Raw genomic sequence first — 21,424 nt, forward strand, 5'->3', positions numbered from 1 at the left:
ATGAGAAAACAACTGTATATATTAGTGATTACACTGCTTTTAATAGGCTGTAAAAAAGAAGAAACGGCACCAGCAACAACAGAAGACGATGGTTTGGTTAGAGTTACTCAGGTACAATTTCAATCCGCAGGAATGGTGATTAGCAGCCCTGTAATGAAAGATTTTGACGAAACCATAAAAGTATCTGGCAAGATTGATGTTCCGCCTCAAAACAGGGCAAAAGTGACTACTTTTATTGGTGGCTATGTAAAGAGCACACAACTTTTGGTGGGCGACAGAGTTAGCAAAGGACAAGCTTTATTAACCCTTGAAAACACAGCTTTTATCGATATTCAAAAAGAATATTTAGAAGTAGCAGAGCAGTTAAAATACCTCAAATCTGAATTTGTTCGACAAAAAACCTTGTATGACGAAAAAATAACCTCACAAAAGAACTATTTCAAGGCGGAAAGCGAGTACAAAAGAGCGATGGCAACCTATCAGAGCTTGAAACAAAAACTGATTTTGATGCACATTAGCCCTGTTCAGGTGGAGAAAGGCAAATTCACATCGGTGATAACTATTTACGCTCCAATTTCTGGTGATATTGTGATTATGAATGCGAATGTAGGAATGCTGATGGCGCCGGAAGATGTCATTCTAGAAATTGTAGATACAGATCATTTGCACTTGGAATTAGCTGTGTTTGAAAAAGACATTTTGAAAGTGACTAAAGGTCAAAAAATCAAATTTACCGTTCCCGAAGCCACCAAGGAAGTCTTTAATGCCGAAGTACATTTGGTAGGGAAATCAATCGAAGGAAATGACAGAACCATCAATGTTCACGGGCATTTAGAAGACGAATCCAAGCAAAGATTACTTACGGGTATGTTTGTAGAAGCGGCCATTATCTTTGATGCTAAAAAAGGATTAGCAGTACCTACAGAAGCTATTATGAAAGAAAACAACAAGTATTACGTTTTTACTTTGGTTACCAATAAAAATGGGTATGCCTTCAAGAAATTAGCTGTATCTTTAGGAGAACAAAATGAGGATTTTAGTGAAATACTACCAAATACTTCCATCAACGCTTCTGCTAAAATTTTGACCAAAGGCGTTTTTGATTTAGCAGAATAAAAAATTTAATTTAAAAATAAAACTTATGAATGAAGCACATTTGCACCTAGTGGTGAACCATTTTCCTATTATCGGGACGATTTTAGGATTAGGAATTTTAGTAGTTGGGTTGTTGTTTAAGAACAATTCGGTTAAGAATACAGCGTTTTTTCTGTTTATTGTTGCGGCTATTTTTGCTGCAGTGAGTATGGCAACTGGAGAAGGAGCAGAGGAATTGGTAGAAGATATGCCTAACATTGGTCACGATATTATTCACGAACACGAAGAAATGGCAGAAAAATTGGCTATTGCATTGTATGTTTTGGGACTAACTTCCCTAATTGGCTTGTATTTGAATTACAAAAAATCAGCTAAATCAGTTCTAGTAACTTATGTAGCAGTTATTATTGCTGCGGTAGCTGTATTTTTAGGACAACAAACCGGAACAACAGGAGGAGAGATTCGCCATACAGAAATAAGATCGGTAGCCATTCCAGCTGATGTTCAAATGAAAGACAAGGATTAACTATAGTTTTAACCCAGAATTCGCATTAGACATCGTAGCGAAACTGAATTATTCAATAAAAGGAAGAGCTCACGGACTATTTTTGAAGAAGGAAACAACGTTCAGCGAATACCTATATAAATATTAACCAATGAGCTAATACTTTTGTATTTTGAATTTAAAAATAGGAGTAAGTTCTTGGTTTTGAAGAAGAAATTCATTCACTGAACTCCGCTAAAATTATAAAAATGGTGAAGTAATTTAGTTGTAGTAGATTTCTAATGCGGAATCTGGGTTTAAGCTAATAAAAAAAGGATGTCAAACCAATGACATCCTTTTTTATTGAAATTAAATAACAACATATAGATTAACTCGCGAAGAGTAAAATCAGTAATTGTGCAACCAGAATTCTACTTATGGTTACAAGCGGATACACCGTAGCGTACGATTGATTTGGAATATCCGAATCTAAAAACTTAGTACTAAAAGCCAAGGCTGCAGGATCCGTATAAGAACCACTCATGATTCCCACCATTTGGTAAAAATTGAGTTTGAATACAAATCGACTAATCAATACCAAAAGAATAAGAGGAATAAATGTGATGAAACATCCATAATACAACCACATCCAACCATTGTTAGCTACAAAATTATCATAGAAACCATGTCCCGCTTTGATTCCAAGTGCGGCAAAGAATAAACAAATACCAAAATCCTTCATAAAGTGAATCGCCCCGTTATTGATGTATGAGTGAATCACACCAACACCACCATATCTACTAATAAATAAAGCAGCAATTAGCGGACCAGCAGCTAAACCTAATTTTAACGGAACTGGTAAGGAAGGAATCATAATTGGAATAGATCCGATAATAAGACCAAAGATCAAACCTCCAAATAAAGACAGAAAATCTGGTTCTAGTAAGATTTTTTTCGAATTACCGATTAGTTTTTCAACTTCATGAATCGCTTCTTTATTACCTACTACCATTAAAGTATCTCCATAGAACAATTCCAAAGAAGGTTGTGCTAAAATTTCTAATCCAGAACGAATCACACGAGTTACTTTTACATCAAATTGATTGTATAAATCCAATTCTGCCAAGGTTTTGTGAATGGCAGTTTTGTGTGTAACACTTAAAATTCTTGTCGTTACATCATCTTCTGATTCAATGAATAAATCTGTAGAAGCTTTACCAACCACATGAATAAAACTGTCAATATCCTTTTGTTTGGCCACAACCATCAATACATCTTTATCATGAATGATTGATTCCAATGAAGGAGAATAAACAACTTTACTACCACTTTGTTTTTGTCTTGAAATAATTACATTCTCAATATTATTTTCCTTAAATACTTGTTTGAATGTTTTACCTATAATTCCAGACTTTGTGACTCTACATTTCTGACGTACAATAACATTTTCATGCTCTTTATTTTTTTCTTTTAGCATTTTTACTTCCTTCTGTAAATCAATTTTCAGGAAGCTTTTAGCCAAAATTATAAGCAGAATAATACCAAAAACTCCTATAGGATAAGTAATTGCATAGGCAATAGCTGGATCAGAGAAGTGATCTGTGGGTAAATTCAATTGTTTTTGAATTTCAATTAAGGTCGTTTTTGCCGCTCCTAATCCAGGAGTATTGGTTACAGAACCCGACATTAATCCCACTGCATTTTCAATTTTTACATTAGCAAACCAATGGATTAGATACGCAATAACACCTCCTAAAAACACAGTACTTACAGCTAGACCATTAAATACTAAACCTTCTTTTTTGAAAGAAGAAAAGAAAGTAGGCCCAACTTGTATACCAATTCCATAAACAAATAAAATAAGTCCAAATTCTCTAATAAATTGAATTAAATCAGGATTCATGCTAAAACCCAAATGACCTAAAAACAAACCCACAAACATCACAGCAGAGACACCTAGTGATATTTTTCCGAATTTCAATCTCCCGGCAAAAAAACCGATACTAATTGTTAAAAACAACACAATTAAGGATTGAGCCAACTCCGGTTCTTCTGTCGGAGTAAATAAGAATTTTAACCATTCAAACATACTACTAAAATTTAATTATTATTTTTTTTAAGTAATGTAAAAGAACTCAATATTAATAGTAAGGCGCATGATAAAAATCAGTAAATCAACATTTTTCTTAAAAAAAACTATAAATTTGTTATGAAAACGATTGCGAAAGCGAACTTGTTTTCAACTAGAATGATACTAAATCGTTATCGTTTTTTTTCTCTTTCATGACATTTATCAGTTCTGATCCAAAAAAACAGTCTTAAATTTGAATGTATCAAAACAAATAGTATACTATAAATAGGGTTAAAAAATATTTAAATTAATAGAATATGAAAAACATTAAAATTATTCAGGAATTACATGATTTAGGCATAACAGGATATCATGAAGTAGTTTACAATCCAACTTATGAAGAATTGTATCAAGCCGAAATTTCACACAGAAGAAAAGGATATGAAAAAGGAGCACATACCGACACGGGTGCAATAGCAGTAAAAACAGGAGTCTTTACTGGTCGATCTCCAAAAGACCGATACATTGTAAAAGATGAGATTACAAAAGACACCATTTGTTGGGATAAAGAAAGTGGTATTAGTTCACCAAACTACCCAACAACCAAAGCCATTTGGGACGATCTAAAAGCATTAACATTAGAGCAATTATCAACCTCTCCTAGATTATATGTGGTTGATGCGTTTTGCGGAACCAATCCAGATACACGTTTAAAAGTACGCTTCGTTATGGAAGTAGCTTGGCAAGCGCACTTTGTTACTAATATGTTTATTCGTCCGTCTATTTACGAAATAGAAAATTTTGGAAAACCAGATTTTATTGTGATGAATGGTTCAAAAGCAACCAATCCTAATTGGAAAAAACAAGGTTTAAATTCTGAAAACTTTGTCATGTTTAATTTAACAGAAAAAATCCAAATTATTGGAGGTACATGGTACGGTGGAGAAATGAAAAAAGGAATGTTTGCCATGATGAACTACTATCTACCATTAAAAGGAATGGCTTCCATGCACTGTTCTGCCAACGTAGGAGAAGAAGGTGATGTAGCTGTATTCTTTGGACTTTCAGGAACAGGAAAAACTACTTTATCTGCTGACCCAAAACGTTACTTGATTGGAGATGACGAACATGGTTGGGATGATAATGGAGTATTTAATTATGAAGGTGGCTGTTATGCCAAAGTGATCGACTTGAGCGAAAACAACGAACCCGATATCTGGAGAGCTATTAAACGTGATGCCTTGTTAGAAAATGTAATTGTCGATGAATATGGAGAAATCGATTATTACGATCATTCTATCACAGAAAATTCAAGAGTTTCGTATCCAATTTATCATATTAGCAAAATCGTTTTGCCTTCAAAAGCAGGACATGCTAAGAAAATTATTTACTTATCAGCTGATGCCTTTGGAGTGCTACCTCCAGTTTCAATCTTAGACGAAGATCAAGCTCAATACCACTTTTTGTGCGGATATACCTCTAAATTAGCAGGTACTGAAAGAGGAATTACAGCACCAGAACCTTCTTTTTCTCCTGCATTTGGTGAAGCATTCTTGACTTTACATCCAACAATGTACTCTAAAACGTTAATTGCAAAAATGAAAGAACATGGTGCAAAAGCTTATTTAGTAAATACAGGATGGAATGGAACTGGAAAAAGAATTTCCTTAAAAAACACTCGTGCAATAATCGACGCTATCATCAGTGGAGAAATCGATACAGTGCCAACAAAACACATTCCATATCTAAATTTGACCATCCCGACAGAATTACCAAATGTTAGCGAGGGCATTTTAGACCCAAGGGATACCTACAGTAACGATGAGGAATGGGAGATTAAAGCCCAAGATTTAGCTTCACGCTACATCAAATATTTTGAGCAATACACCAATACGGATGAAGGAAAACGATTGGTTGCAGCAGGACCAAACCTTGAACCGGTATTAAATTAATTTTTTTTTTAGTTGTGGCTTGGAACACTTATTTGGGCTAATATCATCAAGTAAGTGTTCTTTTTTTTTCGTAAACTAAGAAAAAATAGCGTTTTTACTAATTCGACACTGTTTTAACAAAATTATTACAAAAAAAGTAAAACAAAATTTGCTTTTATCGTTTGGTTTGCATTATATTTGCCGCATAAATTTTTACACACGAAAATGTTCGCAACTCAATTACATCATCATCATTTACATTATTGCTCTCAAGCGATGTGTTAATGGTATGTTTGTAAATCATCATATTTTAAAACCCGTTTGAGTACATCAAACGGGTTTTTTTATACCTATAAAGCTGTACTCAAATTTTATCAATCTAAACAAGAAAACTAAAATGAGTACACTAAAAATTGCTATCCAAAAATCAGGAAGATTAAACGAAGATAGCATCCAAATCCTAAAAGATGCCGGAATATCCATAGACAACGGTATCGATCAATTAAAAGCCGAAGCCTCTAATTTTCCTCTTGAAGTATTGTACTTGAGAAATTCGGACATTCCGCAATATCTTATCGATGGAGTAGTAGATATTGCTATTGTAGGCGATAATTTATTAGTCGAAAAAGGGAAAAACATTGAAGTAATTCAGAAGTTAGGTTTTTCTAAATGCAAAGTTTCGGTAGCTGTTCCAAAATCGTTCACTTATACTTCCGTAAAAGATTTGGAAGGCATGCGAATCGCCACTTCTTACCCAAATACAGTCATTAATTTTTTCAATTCCAAAGGTGTTACGGTTGATATTCACCAAATTTCAGGATCGGTGGAAATCGCCCCAAACATAGGTTTAGCCGATGCAATCGTAGATATTGTTTCTAGTGGTAGTACGTTGTTCAAAAACAATTTGAAAGAAGTTGAAGTGATTTTCAAAAGTGAAGCGGTTTTAGCCGTTTCACCTAAAGTAAGTAAGGAATCTCAAAAGATCATTGATACCTTGAAATTCAGAATTGAATCGGTGTTGAGAGCCAGAAGATCCAAATATATTTTGATGAATATTCCCAATGATAAAATCGATGCTGTAGGCAAAATTCTTCCTGTTTTGAGAAGCTTAACCGTATTACCATTGGCTCAAGAGGGATGGAGTAGTGTTCACTCGGTTATTGATAAAGATACGTTTTGGGAAGTCATCGATCAATTAAAAGAAGTTGGCGCCGAAGGAATTTTGGTTTGCCCAATTGAGAAAATGGTGTTATAAAGGAAATTCCAATATAAAAAATCCAAATTCCAAATAAAAATACTTCGAATTCACTCAGTATAAACTAAATATAGAAAACAGCTTTGCGAACTTAGCGTTTTTAAAAACTAAGAATAAAAAAAACCTTGCGCCTTTGCGGTTAAAAAAAATAGAATAATGAACAAAATATACAATCCAAAACCCGAAACGTGGTCAATCCTCTTAGAAAGACCCACGAAAACAGTAGATGATATAGAAGCTACTGTAAAAGAAATTTTTAAGGAAGTACAAAAAAAGGGTGACGAAGCCATTACCAAATACACTTCTCTTTTTGATGGAGTTGCTGTAGCCAATCTTGAGGTTACTGCAGAGGAAATCAATGAGGCGATTGCATCAATTCCTCAAGAATTACAAGACGCTATTCAATTGGCAAAATCCAATATTGAAAAATTCCATACCGCTCAAAAAACGACTCGTGTAAGCGTAGAAACCACTCCAGGTGTTGCTTGTTGGCAAGAAAAACGTCCGATTCAAAAGATTGGGTTGTACATTCCAGGTGGAACAGCTCCTTTGTTTTCGACCGTTTTAATGTTGGCCGTTCCAGCGAATATTGCGGGTTGTAAGGAAATTGTTTTGTGTTCTCCTCCAGACAAAAAAGGAAAAATCAATCCAGCCATTTTGTATGCCGCACAATTGTGTGGGGTAACCAAAATTTTGAAGGTGGGTGGCATTCAGGCCATTGCAGGATTGACTTTTGGTACAGCTGCAATTCCTAAAGTGTATAAAATTTTCGGACCAGGAAATCAATTTGTGACGGTAGCCAAACAATTAGCCACTCAGTTTGGGGTTGCTATAGATATGCCTGCGGGACCATCAGAATTATTAATCGTAGCAGATGATACAGCTGTTCCAGCCTTTGTAGCTTCGGATTTATTGTCGCAAGCGGAACACGGTACCGATAGTCAAGTGATTTTAGTTTCGACTTCAAAAGAAGTAATTGATGCGGTTGAAACTGAAATCCAAACACAATTGGAAGTACTGCCAAGAAAAGCCATTGCAACAAAAGCTATTGAAAACTCTAAATTGATTTATGTTGAAAATGACCAAATTGCTTTAGACTTGATTGACGAATATGGACCTGAACATTTCATTGTTTGCGCTCAGAACGAAGATTTTTATGTAAATAACATTGGTAATGCAGGGTCTGTTTTTATTGGAAATTACACCCCAGAAAGCGCTGGAGATTATGCTTCAGGAACCAATCACACTCTGCCAACTAATGGTTATGCTAAAAATTATAGTGGTGTCAATTTGGATAGTTTTTTGAAATCGATGACATTTCAAAAAATTACAGCTGAGGGCATTCAAAACATTGGCCCTGCTATTGAACTAATGGCGGAGGCTGAAGGATTACAAGCTCATAAAAATGCGGTGACGTTGAGATTGAAAGATTTAAAAATTTAAAAATTGAAAGAAATGAATTTCAATATAAATGATATTATTCGCGAGAATGTAAAAAAAATGAAACCTTATTCTTCCGCTCGTGACGAATTTGAAGATTTTGATACCGCTCAAATGATTTTCTTGGATGCGAATGAAAATCCGTTTGAAAATGGCGTAAATCGCTATCCAGACCCGCAGCAACAATCGGTAAAATCGATTTTAGGGCAAAATAAAGGCTTGCAAAAGAAACAAATCCTACTTGGAAACGGTAGTGACGAGGTGCTAGATTTATTGTTTAGAGGATTTTGTGAGCCAAAAATCGATAACATTATCACATTGCCACCAACCTATGGAATGTATAGTGTTTTGGCCAATTTGAATGATGTAACCAACAAAGAAGTGTTGTTGACCAATGAATTTCAACCCAATGTAGAAGCTATTTTGGAAGCAGTGGACGCCAATACCAAAATCATCTTTCTCTGTTCGCCGAACAATCCAACAGGCAACTCGTTTTCGGATGAAAGTGTGGTGTATTTGTTGAATAATTTCAACGGATTAGTGGTTATTGATGAAGCTTATATCGACTTTTCTAAAAAAGCCAGTTGGGTCAACGAATTGGACGCTTATCCTAATTTGGTCATTACACAAACCTTGTCCAAAGCCTACGGGTTGGCAGGCATCCGACTTGGAATTTGCTATGCTTCAGAAGCTATTATTGGGGTATTGAATAAGATTAAACCGCCTTACAATGTCAATGAATTAACGCAGCAAAGAGCGATTGAACGTTTGCAACAACCTGCTAAAATTGATTTAGAAATTGCTTCAATTATTGCGCAAAGAGAACTTTTACTTAAAGCATTACTTAAAGTAAATTTTGTTGAGGTTGTTTATCCAACAGAAGCGAATTTTGTTTTGATTAAAGTGGATGATGCCAACAAAAGATACGATGAGTTAATTGCCAAAGGTATTGTGATTCGTAACCGAACTACGCAACCCCTTTGCGACAATTGTTTGCGATTGACGATTGGGACAGAAATAGAAAATAAGAAATTGATAGAAGCTTTATTAGCCATTTAGTAGTAGAGAACCGTAAATTGCGTGAGGGATGTAGTGGAGCTCTTTTTGTAACGGAGGAACGGAGTTACAAAAAAGCGGGAACGGAAGCCCGACCCACCTTTTTCTGGTGGGGCACGCCCAAATAAACAATATAAAATAAGATGAAAAAAGTACTTTTTATAGACCGTGACGGAACACTAGTTTTAGAACCAGAAGGGTATCAGTTGGACAGTTTGAGTAAATTAGAATTTTACCCAAAGGCGTTTCAATATATGGCAAAAATCGCCAAAGAATTGGACTACGAATTAGCGATGGTTACCAATCAGGATGGTTTGGGAACCGCTAGTTTTCCTGAAGAGACGTTTTGGCCTACGCAAAATTTTATTTTGAGAGCTTTTGAGAACGAAGGCGTTTTGTTTGATGATATTTTTGTGGACCGCTCGTTTCCAGAAGATAATGCGCCAACACGCAAGCCTAGAACGGGAATGTTGACCAAGTATATTAACAATCCGAATTATGATTTAGCGAATTCTTTTGTGTTAGGCGACCGCTTGACCGATGTAGAATTGGCCAAAAATCTAGGAGCCAAAGCCATTTTCTTGAAGCAAGAAGAAGGGTTGGGAGCAGCAGAATTATCAAGTAAAAAAGAGGAATTAGAGGCTATAATTGCGTTGCAAACTACTGATTGGAAAGCGATTTATGAGTTTTTGAAATTAGAAGCTCGTTCTGCCAATATTGCTAGAAAAACGAACGAAACCGATATTACCATTCAACTGAACTTGGACGGAACAGGAAAAAGCAAAATCGACACAGGAATTGCTTTTTTTGACCATATGTTGGACCAAATTGCGCGTCACGGACAAATGGATTTGGAAATTTCGGTAAAAGGTGATTTAGAAGTAGACGAACACCACACTATTGAAGATACGGCCATTGCTTTGGGAGAAGTTTTTGCTAAAGCCTTAGGCAATAAATTAGGGATAGAGCGCTATGGCTTTTGTTTGCCAATGGACGATTGTTTGTCGCAAGTGGCGATTGATTTTGGCGGAAGAAATTGGTTGGTTTGGGAAGCTGAATTCAAGCGTGAAATGGTAGGGAAAATGCCAACTGAGATGTTTTATCACTTCTTCAAATCCTTTTCAGACGGGGCAAAAGCGAACATCAACATCAAAGCGGAAGGCACCAATGAACACCACAAAATCGAAGCGATTTTTAAGGCTTTCGCCAAAGCTATTAAAGTAGCCGTGAAACGCGATACAGAGAAAATGATTTTACCAAGTACGAAGGGAATGTTGTAGCCCCCTAACCCCCGAAGGGGGAATTACAAAGTTTGAAATTAAAAATATGGAAAAAAATAAAACACAATCTACTTCAACTCCCCCTTCGGGGGCTGGGGGGATTGTCATCATAAATTACGGCGCAGGAAACATTCAAAGCATTATGTTTGCCATTGAACGATTGGGATACAAAGCGGTTTTGAGTAACAATCCTGAGGAGATAAAAGCAGCAGATAAAGTCATTTTTCCCGGTGTGGGAGAAGCGAGTTATGCAATGAAAATGCTAAAAGAAAGCGGACTAGACACCTTGATTCCAACCTTGAAACAACCTGTTTTAGGAATTTGTTTGGGGATGCAGCTGATGTGTCAATCCTCCGAAGAAGGGAATACAAAAGGTTTGGGGATTTTTGATGTGGATGTAATCAAGTTTTCTTCAAAGGTGAAAGTACCTCAGATGGGCTGGAACACGATTTACAATCTAAAATCGGATTTGTTCAAAGGCATTGCTGAGAATGAATATATGTATTTGGTGCATAGTTTTTATGCGCCACTTTGCAAGGAGACCATTGCAACTACAAACTATGAATTGGAGTATTCATCAGCTTTAGAGAAAGACAATTTTTTCGGAACACAATTTCATCCTGAAAAGAGCGGTGATGTTGGCGAGCAAATTTTAAACAACTTTTTAAACCTTAAACTTTAAACAAATTATGCGAATAATACCCGCAATAGATATTATCGAAGGAAAATGTGTGCGTTTGTCCAAAGGTGACTACGATACCAAAATTATTTATAATGAGAATCCACTGGAAGTCGCTAAATCATTCGAGGCACACGGAATTGAGTATTTGCATTTGGTAGATTTGGATGGAGCCAAATCGAGCCAAATTGTCAATTATAAAATATTGGAACAAATAGCTACTAAAACGAAATTGAAGATTGATTTTGGCGGTGGTTTGAAATCCGATGCCGACTTAAAAATTGCTTTCGAAAGTGGTGCCAACCAAATCACAGGAGGAAGCATAGCCGTAAAAAATCGAGCCATTTTTGAGAAATGGATTGCTGAATATGGTTCGGATAAAATCATTTTGGGAGCAGATGCCAACAATGAAAAAGTGGCTGTTTCAGGCTGGTTGGAGGATTCGAATGAGGATTTGATTCCGTTTATTCAAGATTATCAAAGCAAAGGTATTCAGTATGTGATTTGCACAGATATCGCCAAAGACGGAATGCTAGAAGGCCCTAGTTTTGATTTGTATGCAAAAATTTTGAACCAATGTAATGTCATATCGAGTATGTCACCTCGAGCGAAGTCGAGAGGCGAGATAAAATTGATTGCTTCTGGAGGGATTTCCACCTTCGATGAATTGCCTAAATTAGCAGAACTAGGTTGTGAAGGAACCATCATCGGTAAAGCGATTTATGAAGGAAGAATCACGCTGAAACAATTAGAAAAATTCATTTTAAGTTCATAGTTGATAGTTAATGGTTTGTAGTTGAAATATTGAACCATTAACCCAAAACAACAAACAATAAACAACGTTATGCTTACAAAAAGAATAATTCCTTGCTTGGATATAAAAAACGGACGAACTGTAAAAGGGGTGAATTTTGTCGATTTACGCGATGCGGGCGACCCAGTAGAATTGGCCAAAATCTATTCACAAGAAGGGGCAGATGAATTGGTGTTTTTGGACATTTCGGCTACTGAGGAGCGACGCAGCACCTTGATTGACTTGGTGCGAAAAGTGGCGGCTACTATCAATATTCCCTTTACGGTGGGTGGTGGTATTTCGTCTGTTGAAGATGTGGAAGTACTCCTTCAAAATGGTGCTGATAAAGTGTCTATCAATTCTTCGGCAGTAAAAAATCCTCAATTGATTAATGACTTAGCGCAGAAATTTGGTAGCCAATGTATTGTGGTTGCTATCGATGCCAAACAAATAGAAGGCGAATGGATGGTGCATTTGGTAGGAGGGAAGGTACCAACGGAAATTCGCCTGTTCGATTGGGCGAAAGAAGTAGAACAACGCGGTGCGGGGGAAATACTCTTTACTTCTATGAATCACGATGGAACCAAAAATGGTTTTGCCAACGAAGCTTTAGCGCAACTATCGCAATTGGTTAATATTCCTATTATTGCTTCAGGAGGCGCTGGAAACATTCAGCATTTTGTGGATACCTTTATTGACGGAAAAGCCGATGCAGCTTTGGCAGCTAGCGTATTTCATTTCAAAGAAATTGAAATTAAAACACTAAAAAAAGAACTTAAAAATAATACTATAGAAGTCAGAATTTAAGTCTTATTACTTAATTCTCAATACTTAATACTAACAAAAATGAATGTAGATATTAAAAGTGCTCACGGATTAATTCCAGCCATCATTCAGGATGCTGAAACCAAAAATGTCTTGATGTTGGGCTATATGAACGAAGAATCGCTTCAAAAAACCATAGATACTCAAAAAGTAACCTTCTTTAGCCGTTCGAAACAACGATTGTGGACCAAAGGAGAAGAAAGTGGTAATTTTTTAGAATTGGTTTCCATTAAAAATGATTGTGATGGTGATACCTTATTGATTCAGGCAAAACCAGTGGGACCTACTTGTCATACTGGCGCTGATACGTGTTGGCAAGAAGAGAATTCCGCAAATTATGGCTTTATCTCACAATTGGAGTCGACCATAAAAACGCGTCGTGAAAATGCCGATTCTGAGAAGAGTTATGTGGCTTCTTTATTTGAAAAAGGCATCAATAAAATTGCTCAAAAAGTAGGAGAGGAAGCTGTTGAAGTGGTTATTGAAGCCAAAGATGATAACGATGATTTGTTCTTGAGTGAAAGTGCCGATTTACTTTTTCATTACTTGATTTTATTGCAAGCCAAAGGGTTTCAATTGAATGATGTAGTGGAAGTATTGAAGGGAAGGCAGAAGTAGCCTTTTGAAACAAAAAAATAAGGTTTCTAGAAGTAAGTGACTTAACTAGAAACCTTATTTATGCATGATAAATTTTATTGTTGTTCAGTTGTTGTTTCTACAACTTCATTTTCGGCAGTTATTGCTACATCATTTTCTTTCTTAGAAAATAAATTCATTATCTTATTTTTAAATGCCCCAAAAAGACCAATTAAGGTAATAACAATAATTTTTCCAAACTTCGCTAGAATAGCAAAAAAACCAACTTTGGTTAATACCTTGCCAGCGACTAAACCTCCTATTGTCCAAGCAGCCACATTATCAATTGAACTATCAAACTCTGCATACGTATATCCTTTGTTAAAAGAAACGATATCAATAACTTTATTAATATCCTTCTGTACCAAAGGTAATTCTGAAGTACCAGCAATAGCATTTAAAACTAAAACTCCTTTTCTACCTAGAATTCTAATGTTATAATTTAGTGTGTTTTGTACTTCTGAACCAAACTTTATTTCTTTTGCCCAATGCAAGATTTTCTTTTCCTTATCATAAAATGGGGTGGAAGCCCATCCTACTATGGTGATAGGTTCGTATCCCTCTTTTTTTCTTTCAATATTTTCTTCTTTGGTATCCTCTTTAATTTGTGTTAACAATTCGTCATAATCAATATCGTCGGCATCTTTATCTTCTACATAGCCAATTTCATCATATTGAATATTAAAGACATATCCCTTTTGACTTAAAACACCTTGATTTTCAGGAAGCAATAATCCAAGTGTGATGTTTTCTGTTTTTGGATTTCCCCATAAATCAACAAGAACTCTTTCTGCTTGTTCTGCATTTAAATACTTAAATCCTTTAGGAACAGTAATGGTACCTATTCCATTTTTTAAAGTAATGCTACCTCTTTCGTAAGTAAAGGTTTGTTCAATCGAGTCTATTTTTTGTGCACTATTATCTTGTGCAAATGATAGAATGGAATAGCAATACAGCATCACAATGAACATACTTCTTTTCAACAATAAATTCATAATTTAACAGATTTTGTGTTAGTTTGTTAGTAAAGATTAATTATTTATTGTGGTATTTTCAACTTGAATGTTTTCAAATATATAAAATTTTCTTACACTGAAGAAGGTTGTTAAAAATAATTTTCTTAATAATATTTTGTTAATAAAAATAAATAAACAAGACTGTTGTATGTATAAAAAACAGGATGCTTTTTTAGCAATTGAATAAATGAAATGCAGATAAAATCTAAAAAAGTATGTAGTTTTGAAAAAAACTATACCCGATGAAAAAAATAGCTATCCTTCTATTGATGACTTCGTTTTCGGTCAGTAAAGCCCAAGGATTATTGAATAAAAAGGAAACCACTTTTACCCGACAAGACAGTCTTAGAGGTAGCGTTACCAAAGAACGCGCTTGGTGGGATTTGAAACATTATCACTTAGCCATCAAAGTGAATCCTTCGGATAGCACCATTTCGGGATCGAATACTATTCGCTACCAAGTGCTTCAAGAGAATTCGGTGTTGCAAATTGACTTGCAAAATCCGATGGCCATTACCAATGTCACTCAAGACGGAAAACCATTGACCTATAAGCGAGAGGGAAATGTTTATTTTATCACTTTAACGGCTCCTCAAAAAGTAGGAAACACCAAAGAAATTGTGGTGTTTTATGGAGGAAAACCTAAAGTAGCAGTCAATCCGCCTTGGGATGGAGGGATTACTTGGAAAAAAGATAAAAACGGAAATCCGTTTATCGCCTCGTCTTGTCAAGGATTGGGCGCTAGTGTTTGGTGGCCTTGTAAGGACCATATGTATGACGAAGTCGAAGAAGGAATGCGCATCAGTGTTAATGTTCCTGGCAACTTGACGGATGTTTCTAACGGGCGTTTGCAAAGTGTACAAAAAGAAAAAGACGGTACCAAAACCTTTCATTGGGTGGTTAAAAATCCAATCAATAATTATGGGGTGAACATTAATATTGGCGATTATGTTTCTTTTTCTGAAAAATACAAAGGAGAAAAAGGCGACTTGGATTGTATATACTACGTATTGCGTGATGATTTGGACAAAGCCAAAAAACAATTTCAAGATGTACCCAAAATGCTAAAAGCTTTTGAGCATTGGTTTGGACCTTATCCGTTTTATGAAGACAGCTACAAGTTGGTGCAGGCTCCATATTTGGGTATGGAACACCAAAGTAGTGTAACCTACGGCAATAAATTTCTGAATGGTTATTTAGGACGCGATTTGAGTGGAACGGGTTGGGGAATGAAGTTTGATTTTATCATCATTCACGAGTCGGGGCACGAGTGGTTTGCGAACAACATTACTTATAAAGACATCGCCGATATGTGGATTCACGAAAGCTTTACCAATTATTCGGAGAGTTTGTTTTTGGAATACTACTTTGGTAAAGAAGCGGGATATACTTATGTCCGCGGCATTCGAAAAAACATCGAAAATGACAAACCAATTATTGGAGTTTATGATGTAAATAATGAAGGTTCTGGAGATATGTACTACAAAGGCGCCAATATGCTGCATACTTTGCGACAAGTGGTAAACAATGACGATAAATGGCGTGAAATCTTGCGCGGTTTGAATGCTACTTTTTACCATCAAACAGTGACGACACAGCAAATTGAAAGTTATTTGAGCGAAAAAATAGGAAGAGATTTGACGCCTGTTTTTAACCAGTATTTGCGTGATACTCGTATTCCAACTTTGGAGTATTTCTTTAAAAATAATCAGTTGGGTTATCGTTGGGCGAATAGTGTGGCCAATTTCAATCTTCCTGTAAAAGTAATTCTGAATGGTACTGTACAAATTTTGGAACCGAATAACGAATGGAAAATGTTGCCTTTGGGAACAACAGAAAAACCAACACTTGAAGTGGATAACAACTATTATGTGGGCAGTTACAACATAACGGACTAAGTTCCAAGAATGAAAAATAAAAAAGCTTTCTGAAGTCTAGTACTAGTTCAGAAAGCTTTTTTTAGTTTCATAAAGGAAATAAAATTGAGGCTTACTCGTGATTATTTTTGCAAAAATGACTTTTAAAGTTGCTTTTCAAACAATTGAATTTGACTTTTAAGCCGTTCGATTAGCATAGTCATCATTCTTTTATTCAGGTTGGAAGAATTTTGAATGTAATTTTGATACTCTTCTAAAGTAAAGAGGGCAATAATGGTTCCTTTTAAAGCATTTCGAAATTTTACATCTTTTTGAATTGAATTCTCAACCAAAGCGAGCTTTTTTTCAAGGGAAAGTTCATGAAAATCTCTTTTATTTTTGTTGATGTAATGCTCAAACATTGCGAGGAACAAATCATTCTGAAGCTTCAATATCGGCCTAAGCACTTGATTTTGAAATTTTTCTTCAGTTGAAGATTGAGCCGTTATCACTCCAATTGTATCGCCTCTGAATTCTTTTAACAAAAGTTCACGCTGTGTCATTTTTTTTCTTTAAAGTTAATCAAAAAGGCAGTTTATTTTTTTATAAATTTGAAGATAAACCTAAAAGAAATGAGATTTCATACCAGAAAATGGGTAAAACCCGAAGATTTAAACCCAAACGGCACCTTGTTTGGAGGTCGTTTGTTAGCTTGGCTTGATGAAGAACTAGCACTGTACACCATCATTCAGCTCGAAAATTCCAGAATTGTAACCAAATACATGTCTGAAATTAATTTTACCAGTTCAGCCAGACAAGGCGATATTATTGAAATTGGGATTGATGTGGTAAAGTTTGGTAGGACGTCTTTAATTTTAAAATGTGAAGCGCGCAACATGATGACAAGAGAAACCATTATTACCATTGACAAAACAACTATGGTTAATTTAGGAACCGATGGAAAACCACAGCCGCATGGGAAAACAGAAATTGAATTTGTGAAAGACAGATTATAAAATAGACCCGAAATAAACATGCCCCAAAAAGTGAGATACTATTCGGGGCATTTTTATAGAAAGAAAATTCAAACAGGATTATGTAATTTCTGCCTTAAATCTAGCTTATTACAGTGACTCCGTTTTTAAAAAAGTATGATCGGAAGGCATCTCATAAAGTTCCAAATAAAAATAGGGTACCGAGGCAATAACATGATCAAAAATATCGGCCATAATGTATTCGTAATTGACCCAGCGTTTGTCTGTTGAAAAGGCATAAATTTCTAAAGGCATTCCGTGCGGCGTGGGCTGAAGTTGACGACACATCATGGTAAGATTTTTATTCAAACCAGCATGTTGATGCAAATATTGATTGATATACTTTCTGAATAATCCTAAATTCGTCATGTTTCGACCATTAATTGCCAACGATTTATCAATAGCATTCGCTTGATTAAACCTTTCAATTTCATCTTTTCGAGTTTGAATATAGGGCTGAACCAATTCTACTTTTTGTAAATTATCTAATTCAAAATCTTCTAAAAATCGAATCGTACTCGCTTTGATTAAAATATGTCTTTTAATTCGTCTTCCATCAGAATTAAGCATTCCTCGCCAGTTTTGAAACGAATCCGAACTTAAACTATAAGTAGGTATCGTGGTGGTGGTATTGTCAAAATTACGAACTTTTACGGTAGCCAAATTAATTTCGATCACGTCACCATCAGCGCCATAACGTTCCATCGTAATCCAATCACCAATACGAACCATATCATTTATAGCAACTTGAACACTAGCCACAAATCCTAAAATGGTATCTCTAAAAATCAAAATGACGATAGCAGAAACAGCTCCTAAAATAGTTAGCATTTCTTTTTGACTAATCCCGAAAATTTTAGAAATAATGACAGAGATGCCAAACATCCATAGCACTATCATAATGACTTGAATAAAACTATCTACGGGTTTATCACTAAACCTTGGATTTGTTTTAAATAATCCTGAGTAGTATTTAATAGGGATCGAATGATCCATAAAATCAATAGTACGATGTAGACGCCAACTAATTTCCCAAAAACATCTTCCCAGTAATCATAACGTTTTAAAATTATAGGTACTGATTTGTAAATCAAAGTAAACGGGATTAGCTGCGCAATATAAATTACCGTTTTGTTGGATATGATCAAATCATCAAATTTGGTTTTTGTCTTTAGCGCAATAATAGCCATTGCTGTCACAAACAAAAAACGAAATAGCATATAAATGGAATAGGTCAGAATGATCAAAACAATGATATTCAACACTAGACTTACATAGGAAGAAAACGAATAACCCAAACCCCATCCTCGAAATATAGGGTAGAGGAAATTAAAAATATGATCCAAAATATTACCCATTGCTCAAATATTTCTTTTCAATATAAAAAGTTCCAAACGGAATTAAAGAGCCCAAAAGGATAATTAATAACGTCAGAAAAGACCATTTTTGCGCGTTTTTTAGGAGTACAGCCAATACAACATACCCAATAAACAATACACCATGACTCATACCAATTGGATACAATAAAGTTTTATATATTTCTAAATTATTGGGTTTGATAAATAACATATTCGCTAATAAAATCAGATAGGAGCATCCTTCTAAAATGGCAGTAATTTTGAATGTTTTGAACATTTTGATTGTATTTTTTTTATTTAAGGCCCAAAATTAAGGATTCTTATTGATTATAACGTTTGTGAACTCAAAGTAATTTACATTTACACTTTCAACACTTGAAGATGAGTAAACGCGATCTAAAAAAATATGTTGCTCAGTTAACAAAAGAGCAACTGGAAGAACAAATTTTGGAATTGTACGATAAACTAAGTACCGTAAAAGTGTACTATAATTTTGTCTTTCAACCTAAAGAAGAAGAGTTGATTCGTGAGGCCAAAACCAAAATTGCACATGAATATTTCCCAGTTATGAAATCAGGGACCAAAAGACAACCTAAAGCAAAAATGAGACGATCGGTTGCTCAAAAGTACATTAAGCATTTTATCACACTTGGCGTAGATCCGTATCGTATAGCCGATGTAATGCTTTTTGCCATTGAAATAGGACAAACCCATGCTTTAGAAAACAAAACAACTTCAGATGCCTTTTTAAAAAGTACTTTCAACTCTTTTGCGCAAGCGTTAGACTTTTGTATCCGTCATGGAATTTTTGTTGATTTCAAAAGTAGAATGGAGGCCATCACTACTGAAATTACCTTACAAAAATGGAAAAATAGTGCTGATTTTGAAATAGTACTAGAAAAAACAACCAAATTTTAAAGCTGCTTAATAAAATTATTGGTTTCAGACTATAAAAATTTATTTTAATAGTAGTGCAATAACTCTTTTTAAAGCGTAGTTTTGCAAAAATCCAAAATTTATAATGTTAGAAGACGCTTTAGAAATTCAAGTTGAAGTTAAAAAAGAATTATATGCTTATCAAAAAGGTGACATTGACGCCATTTTTGAGCGCATAGATAACGCCCCAATCAATCATCATTTATTATATCAATTACCAACAGGTGGAGGAAAAACGGTTGTTTTTTCTGAAATCGTACGTAGATATTTATCTCAACATGATAAAAAAGTAGTGGTTTTAACTCATAGAATCGAATTGTGCAAGCAAACCTCGAAGATGCTGAAAGGTTTTGGAGTTAAGAACAAAATCATCAATAGTAAAGTCAAAGAATTACCCGATCAAAATGATTATTCTTGTTTCGTTGCTATGGTCGAAACCTTGAAAAACCGTATCAATGATGAGAAATTGCACTTAGACAATATTGGATTGGTCATTATTGATGAGGCGCATTACAATTCTTTCAGAAAACTATTGAGTTCATTCAAAAACGCCTTTATACTTGGAGTTACAGCTACGCCGCTAAGTTCCAATATCAAATTACCGATGCATCAAAGCTACAATGAACTTATAGTTGGAGATACCATTGGTTCACTTATCGAAAAAGGATTTTTGGCTCGTGCGGTTACCTATAGCTATGATGTTGGTTTGACCTCATTAAAAGTAGGTATTAATGGTGATTATACTGTTAAATCATCAGACGATCTTTATACCAATACCCTAATGCAAGAGAAGTTATTGTATGCCTATACTGAACGTTCTTTGGGAAAAAAAACATTGATTTTTAATAATGGTATAAACACTTCGCTATATGTTTACGAAACTTTTCGTGAGGCAGGATATCCTATTCGTCATTTAGACAATACTAGTAATAATGACGAGCGTAAAGAAATATTACATTGGTTCAAGCATACACCTGATGCCATTTTAACATCGGTTGGAATTTTAACAACAGGTTTTGATGAACCTACCGTGGAAACCATTATCTTAAATAGAGCGACAAAATCGTTGACTTTGTACTTTCAGATGATTGGACGTGGCTCTAGAAAATTACCTGGAAAGGATGAGTTTACCGTAATTGATTTAGGAAACAATGCGGCTCGATTTGGACTTTGGAGTGAACCGGTAAACTGGCAACATATTTTTAAATCGCCCGAATTTTATCTTGAAAATCTTAGAGACGATCAAGAAATTGAATTGCATTTTAAATACCAAATGCCTCCAGAATTAAGAGCGAAATTTAGTAAAACTGAGGTGGTAACCTTTGATGTTGATGAAGAACATAAATTAGCGATCAAGCAGAATTTACGTTCCAAAGTAGTGTTGGATAAATCCTTGGATCAGCATGCTTCTATGTGCGTTGACAATACAGAATTACCTCAAGAAGCTAGGGCGTTAGCCAAAGAATTAGAGAATGATATTGACTGCAGAATTAAGCGTTATTCCAAATGTTTAAGCCAATGTAGTAAAAATTACCGCGAATGGTTAGTAGATGATTATAAACAAAAGCTAACCTTACTTATTGGTAAAAAATACCGTGAAAAAATCATGAATGAATTAGATTAAAAGATGTAGAGTGCTACTTAAAAATCACTTTTCAATTTAGTTCACTTTTAAATTA

The 21,424-nt window shown here is 35.1% G+C and carries 20 protein-coding genes; 15 read left to right on the forward strand and 5 right to left on the reverse strand.

The annotated features are described in order from the left end of the window. Together BXU11_RS13300 and BXU11_RS13305 are read left to right on the forward strand one after the other, a co-directional pair. On the forward strand, positions 1-1,116 hold the full coding sequence (locus tag BXU11_RS13300) for an efflux RND transporter periplasmic adaptor subunit (protein WP_078212870.1): 1,116 nt from the start codon (positions 1-3) through the stop codon (positions 1,114-1,116). Positions 1,117-1,141: 25 nt separating this feature from the next. Continuing rightward, positions 1,142-1,621 (forward strand): hypothetical protein, encoded by a 480-nt coding sequence (locus BXU11_RS13305; RefSeq protein ID WP_078212871.1) that lies wholly within the window; start codon positions 1,142-1,144, stop codon positions 1,619-1,621. 346 nt (positions 1,622-1,967) lie between these two features. Here BXU11_RS13305 and BXU11_RS13310 read toward each other — a convergent pair whose 3' ends face one another. Beyond that, a complete protein-coding gene (locus BXU11_RS13310; protein WP_024981794.1) occupies positions 1,968-3,668 on the reverse strand; it encodes a putative transporter in 1,701 nt (566 codons plus the stop codon). Between the two features lie 299 nt (positions 3,669-3,967). Here BXU11_RS13310 and pckA point away from each other — a divergent pair, with 299 nt between their 5' ends. The 9 genes from pckA to hisIE all read left to right on the forward strand — a co-directional run bounded on the left by pckA (position 3,968) and on the right by hisIE (position 13,527). After that, positions 3,968-5,602, forward strand: coding sequence for a phosphoenolpyruvate carboxykinase (ATP) (gene pckA / locus BXU11_RS13315; RefSeq protein WP_024981795.1), 1,635 nt, complete (start codon positions 3,968-3,970; stop codon positions 5,600-5,602). Positions 5,603-5,978: 376 nt separating this feature from the next. Beyond that, the gene (hisG, locus tag BXU11_RS13320) at positions 5,979-6,836 is read left to right on the forward strand and encodes an ATP phosphoribosyltransferase (protein WP_078212872.1); all 858 of its coding nucleotides are present in this window, start codon (positions 5,979-5,981) and stop codon (positions 6,834-6,836) included. Between the two features lie 156 nt (positions 6,837-6,992). Then, positions 6,993-8,279, forward strand: coding sequence for a histidinol dehydrogenase (gene hisD, locus BXU11_RS13325; protein ID WP_078212873.1), 1,287 nt, complete (start codon positions 6,993-6,995; stop codon positions 8,277-8,279). Between the two features lie 12 nt (positions 8,280-8,291). Then, entirely contained in the window at positions 8,292-9,335 is a 1,044-nt protein-coding gene (gene hisC, locus BXU11_RS13330; RefSeq protein ID WP_078212874.1) for a histidinol-phosphate transaminase, read from the forward strand. 140 nt (positions 9,336-9,475) lie between these two features. Next, a complete protein-coding gene (gene hisB / locus BXU11_RS13335; RefSeq protein WP_078212875.1) occupies positions 9,476-10,612 on the forward strand; it encodes a bifunctional histidinol-phosphatase/imidazoleglycerol-phosphate dehydratase HisB in 1,137 nt (378 codons plus the stop codon). Positions 10,613-10,658: 46 nt separating this feature from the next. Continuing rightward, a complete protein-coding gene (gene hisH, locus BXU11_RS13340; RefSeq protein WP_078212876.1) occupies positions 10,659-11,294 on the forward strand; it encodes an imidazole glycerol phosphate synthase subunit HisH in 636 nt (211 codons plus the stop codon). Positions 11,295-11,301: 7 nt separating this feature from the next. Beyond that, positions 11,302-12,066 carry a 1-(5-phosphoribosyl)-5-[(5-phosphoribosylamino)methylideneamino]imidazole-4-carboxamide isomerase gene (gene hisA, locus BXU11_RS13345; protein ID WP_078212877.1) on the forward strand — a complete coding sequence of 255 codons (765 nt, stop codon included), beginning with the start codon at positions 11,302-11,304 and terminating at the stop codon, positions 12,064-12,066. 69 nt (positions 12,067-12,135) lie between these two features. Then, complete coding sequence (gene hisF / locus BXU11_RS13350) at positions 12,136-12,891, forward strand: imidazole glycerol phosphate synthase subunit HisF (RefSeq protein ID WP_024981802.1); 756 nt, start codon at positions 12,136-12,138, stop codon at positions 12,889-12,891. Positions 12,892-12,930: 39 nt separating this feature from the next. Continuing rightward, positions 12,931-13,527, forward strand: coding sequence for a bifunctional phosphoribosyl-AMP cyclohydrolase/phosphoribosyl-ATP diphosphatase HisIE (hisIE, locus tag BXU11_RS13355; protein ID WP_078212878.1), 597 nt, complete (start codon positions 12,931-12,933; stop codon positions 13,525-13,527). Positions 13,528-13,601: 74 nt separating this feature from the next. Here the strand turns inward: hisIE and BXU11_RS13360 are convergent, their stop codons facing one another. Beyond that, positions 13,602-14,540: a DUF2167 domain-containing protein gene (locus BXU11_RS13360; protein WP_078212879.1), complete on the reverse strand. Its 939-nt coding sequence runs from the start codon at positions 14,538-14,540 to the stop codon at positions 13,602-13,604. A gap of 263 nt (positions 14,541-14,803) precedes the next feature. On the opposite strand from BXU11_RS13360, the gene BXU11_RS13365 reads away from it, so the two are divergent. Next, positions 14,804-16,459 carry a M1 family metallopeptidase gene (locus BXU11_RS13365; RefSeq protein ID WP_078212880.1) on the forward strand — a complete coding sequence of 552 codons (1,656 nt, stop codon included), beginning with the start codon at positions 14,804-14,806 and terminating at the stop codon, positions 16,457-16,459. A gap of 122 nt (positions 16,460-16,581) precedes the next feature. Here the strand turns inward: BXU11_RS13365 and BXU11_RS13370 are convergent, their stop codons facing one another. Next, positions 16,582-16,980, reverse strand: a complete 399-nt coding sequence (locus tag BXU11_RS13370; protein WP_024981806.1) for a hypothetical protein — start codon at positions 16,978-16,980, stop codon at positions 16,582-16,584. A gap of 69 nt (positions 16,981-17,049) precedes the next feature. Between BXU11_RS13370 and BXU11_RS13375 the strand changes: the two genes are divergently transcribed. Next, positions 17,050-17,433, forward strand: coding sequence for an acyl-CoA thioesterase (locus BXU11_RS13375; protein ID WP_024981807.1), 384 nt, complete (start codon positions 17,050-17,052; stop codon positions 17,431-17,433). 108 nt (positions 17,434-17,541) lie between these two features. On the opposite strand, the gene BXU11_RS13380 is transcribed toward BXU11_RS13375, so the two are convergent. Together BXU11_RS13380 and BXU11_RS13385 are read right to left on the reverse strand one after the other, a co-directional pair. Next, entirely contained in the window at positions 17,542-18,447 is a 906-nt protein-coding gene (locus BXU11_RS13380; protein ID WP_369803213.1) for a mechanosensitive ion channel family protein, read from the reverse strand. A gap of 354 nt (positions 18,448-18,801) precedes the next feature. Then, positions 18,802-19,086 carry a DUF3817 domain-containing protein gene (locus BXU11_RS13385; RefSeq protein ID WP_024981809.1) on the reverse strand — a complete coding sequence of 95 codons (285 nt, stop codon included), beginning with the start codon at positions 19,084-19,086 and terminating at the stop codon, positions 18,802-18,804. 104 nt (positions 19,087-19,190) lie between these two features. Between BXU11_RS13385 and BXU11_RS13390 the strand changes: the two genes are divergently transcribed. Both BXU11_RS13390 and BXU11_RS13395 read left to right on the forward strand, forming a co-directional pair. Further along, the gene (locus BXU11_RS13390) at positions 19,191-19,727 is read left to right on the forward strand and encodes a DUF6155 family protein (protein ID WP_078212881.1); all 537 of its coding nucleotides are present in this window, start codon (positions 19,191-19,193) and stop codon (positions 19,725-19,727) included. A gap of 103 nt (positions 19,728-19,830) precedes the next feature. Continuing rightward, positions 19,831-21,369: a DEAD/DEAH box helicase gene (locus tag BXU11_RS13395; RefSeq protein ID WP_078212882.1), complete on the forward strand. Its 1,539-nt coding sequence runs from the start codon at positions 19,831-19,833 to the stop codon at positions 21,367-21,369. Positions 21,370-21,424 lie beyond the last annotated feature (55 nt).

The sequence above is a fragment of the Flavobacterium sp. LM5 genome, assembly GCF_002017945.1.
Classification (GTDB): domain Bacteria; phylum Bacteroidota; class Bacteroidia; order Flavobacteriales; family Flavobacteriaceae; genus Flavobacterium; species Flavobacterium succinicans.

What these genes read in the sequence shown, in the direction of transcription:
- hisIE (WP_078212878.1), top strand. Translation starts at nt 12,931, where the DNA reads ATGAATGTAGATATTAAAAGTGCTCACGGATTAATTCCAGCCATCATT.
- BXU11_RS13365 (WP_078212880.1), top strand. Translation starts at nt 14,804, where the DNA reads ATGAAAAAAATAGCTATCCTTCTATTGATGACTTCGTTTTCGGTCAGT.
- hisB (WP_078212875.1), top strand. Translation starts at nt 9,476, where the DNA reads ATGAAAAAAGTACTTTTTATAGACCGTGACGGAACACTAGTTTTAGAA.
- hisC (WP_078212874.1), top strand. Translation starts at nt 8,292, where the DNA reads ATGAATTTCAATATAAATGATATTATTCGCGAGAATGTAAAAAAAATG.
- BXU11_RS13375 (WP_024981807.1), top strand. Translation starts at nt 17,050, where the DNA reads ATGAGATTTCATACCAGAAAATGGGTAAAACCCGAAGATTTAAACCCA.
- hisD (WP_078212873.1), top strand. Translation starts at nt 6,993, where the DNA reads ATGAACAAAATATACAATCCAAAACCCGAAACGTGGTCAATCCTCTTA.
- BXU11_RS13380 (WP_369803213.1), bottom strand. Translation starts at nt 18,447, where the DNA reads ATGGATCATTCGATCCCTATTAAATACTACTCAGGATTATTTAAAACA.
- BXU11_RS13395 (WP_078212882.1), top strand. Translation starts at nt 19,831, where the DNA reads ATGTTAGAAGACGCTTTAGAAATTCAAGTTGAAGTTAAAAAAGAATTA.
- BXU11_RS13305 (WP_078212871.1), top strand. Translation starts at nt 1,142, where the DNA reads ATGAATGAAGCACATTTGCACCTAGTGGTGAACCATTTTCCTATTATC.
- pckA (WP_024981795.1), top strand. Translation starts at nt 3,968, where the DNA reads ATGAAAAACATTAAAATTATTCAGGAATTACATGATTTAGGCATAACA.
- hisG (WP_078212872.1), top strand. Translation starts at nt 5,979, where the DNA reads ATGAGTACACTAAAAATTGCTATCCAAAAATCAGGAAGATTAAACGAA.
- hisA (WP_078212877.1), top strand. Translation starts at nt 11,302, where the DNA reads ATGCGAATAATACCCGCAATAGATATTATCGAAGGAAAATGTGTGCGT.
- BXU11_RS13310 (WP_024981794.1), bottom strand. Translation starts at nt 3,668, where the DNA reads ATGTTTGAATGGTTAAAATTCTTATTTACTCCGACAGAAGAACCGGAG.
- hisF (WP_024981802.1), top strand. Translation starts at nt 12,136, where the DNA reads ATGCTTACAAAAAGAATAATTCCTTGCTTGGATATAAAAAACGGACGA.
- BXU11_RS13385 (WP_024981809.1), bottom strand. Translation starts at nt 19,086, where the DNA reads ATGTTCAAAACATTCAAAATTACTGCCATTTTAGAAGGATGCTCCTAT.
- BXU11_RS13360 (WP_078212879.1), bottom strand. Translation starts at nt 14,540, where the DNA reads ATGAATTTATTGTTGAAAAGAAGTATGTTCATTGTGATGCTGTATTGC.
- BXU11_RS13370 (WP_024981806.1), bottom strand. Translation starts at nt 16,980, where the DNA reads ATGACACAGCGTGAACTTTTGTTAAAAGAATTCAGAGGCGATACAATT.
- hisH (WP_078212876.1), top strand. Translation starts at nt 10,659, where the DNA reads ATGGAAAAAAATAAAACACAATCTACTTCAACTCCCCCTTCGGGGGCT.
- BXU11_RS13300 (WP_078212870.1), top strand. Translation starts at nt 1, where the DNA reads ATGAGAAAACAACTGTATATATTAGTGATTACACTGCTTTTAATAGGC.
- BXU11_RS13390 (WP_078212881.1), top strand. Translation starts at nt 19,191, where the DNA reads ATGAGTAAACGCGATCTAAAAAAATATGTTGCTCAGTTAACAAAAGAG.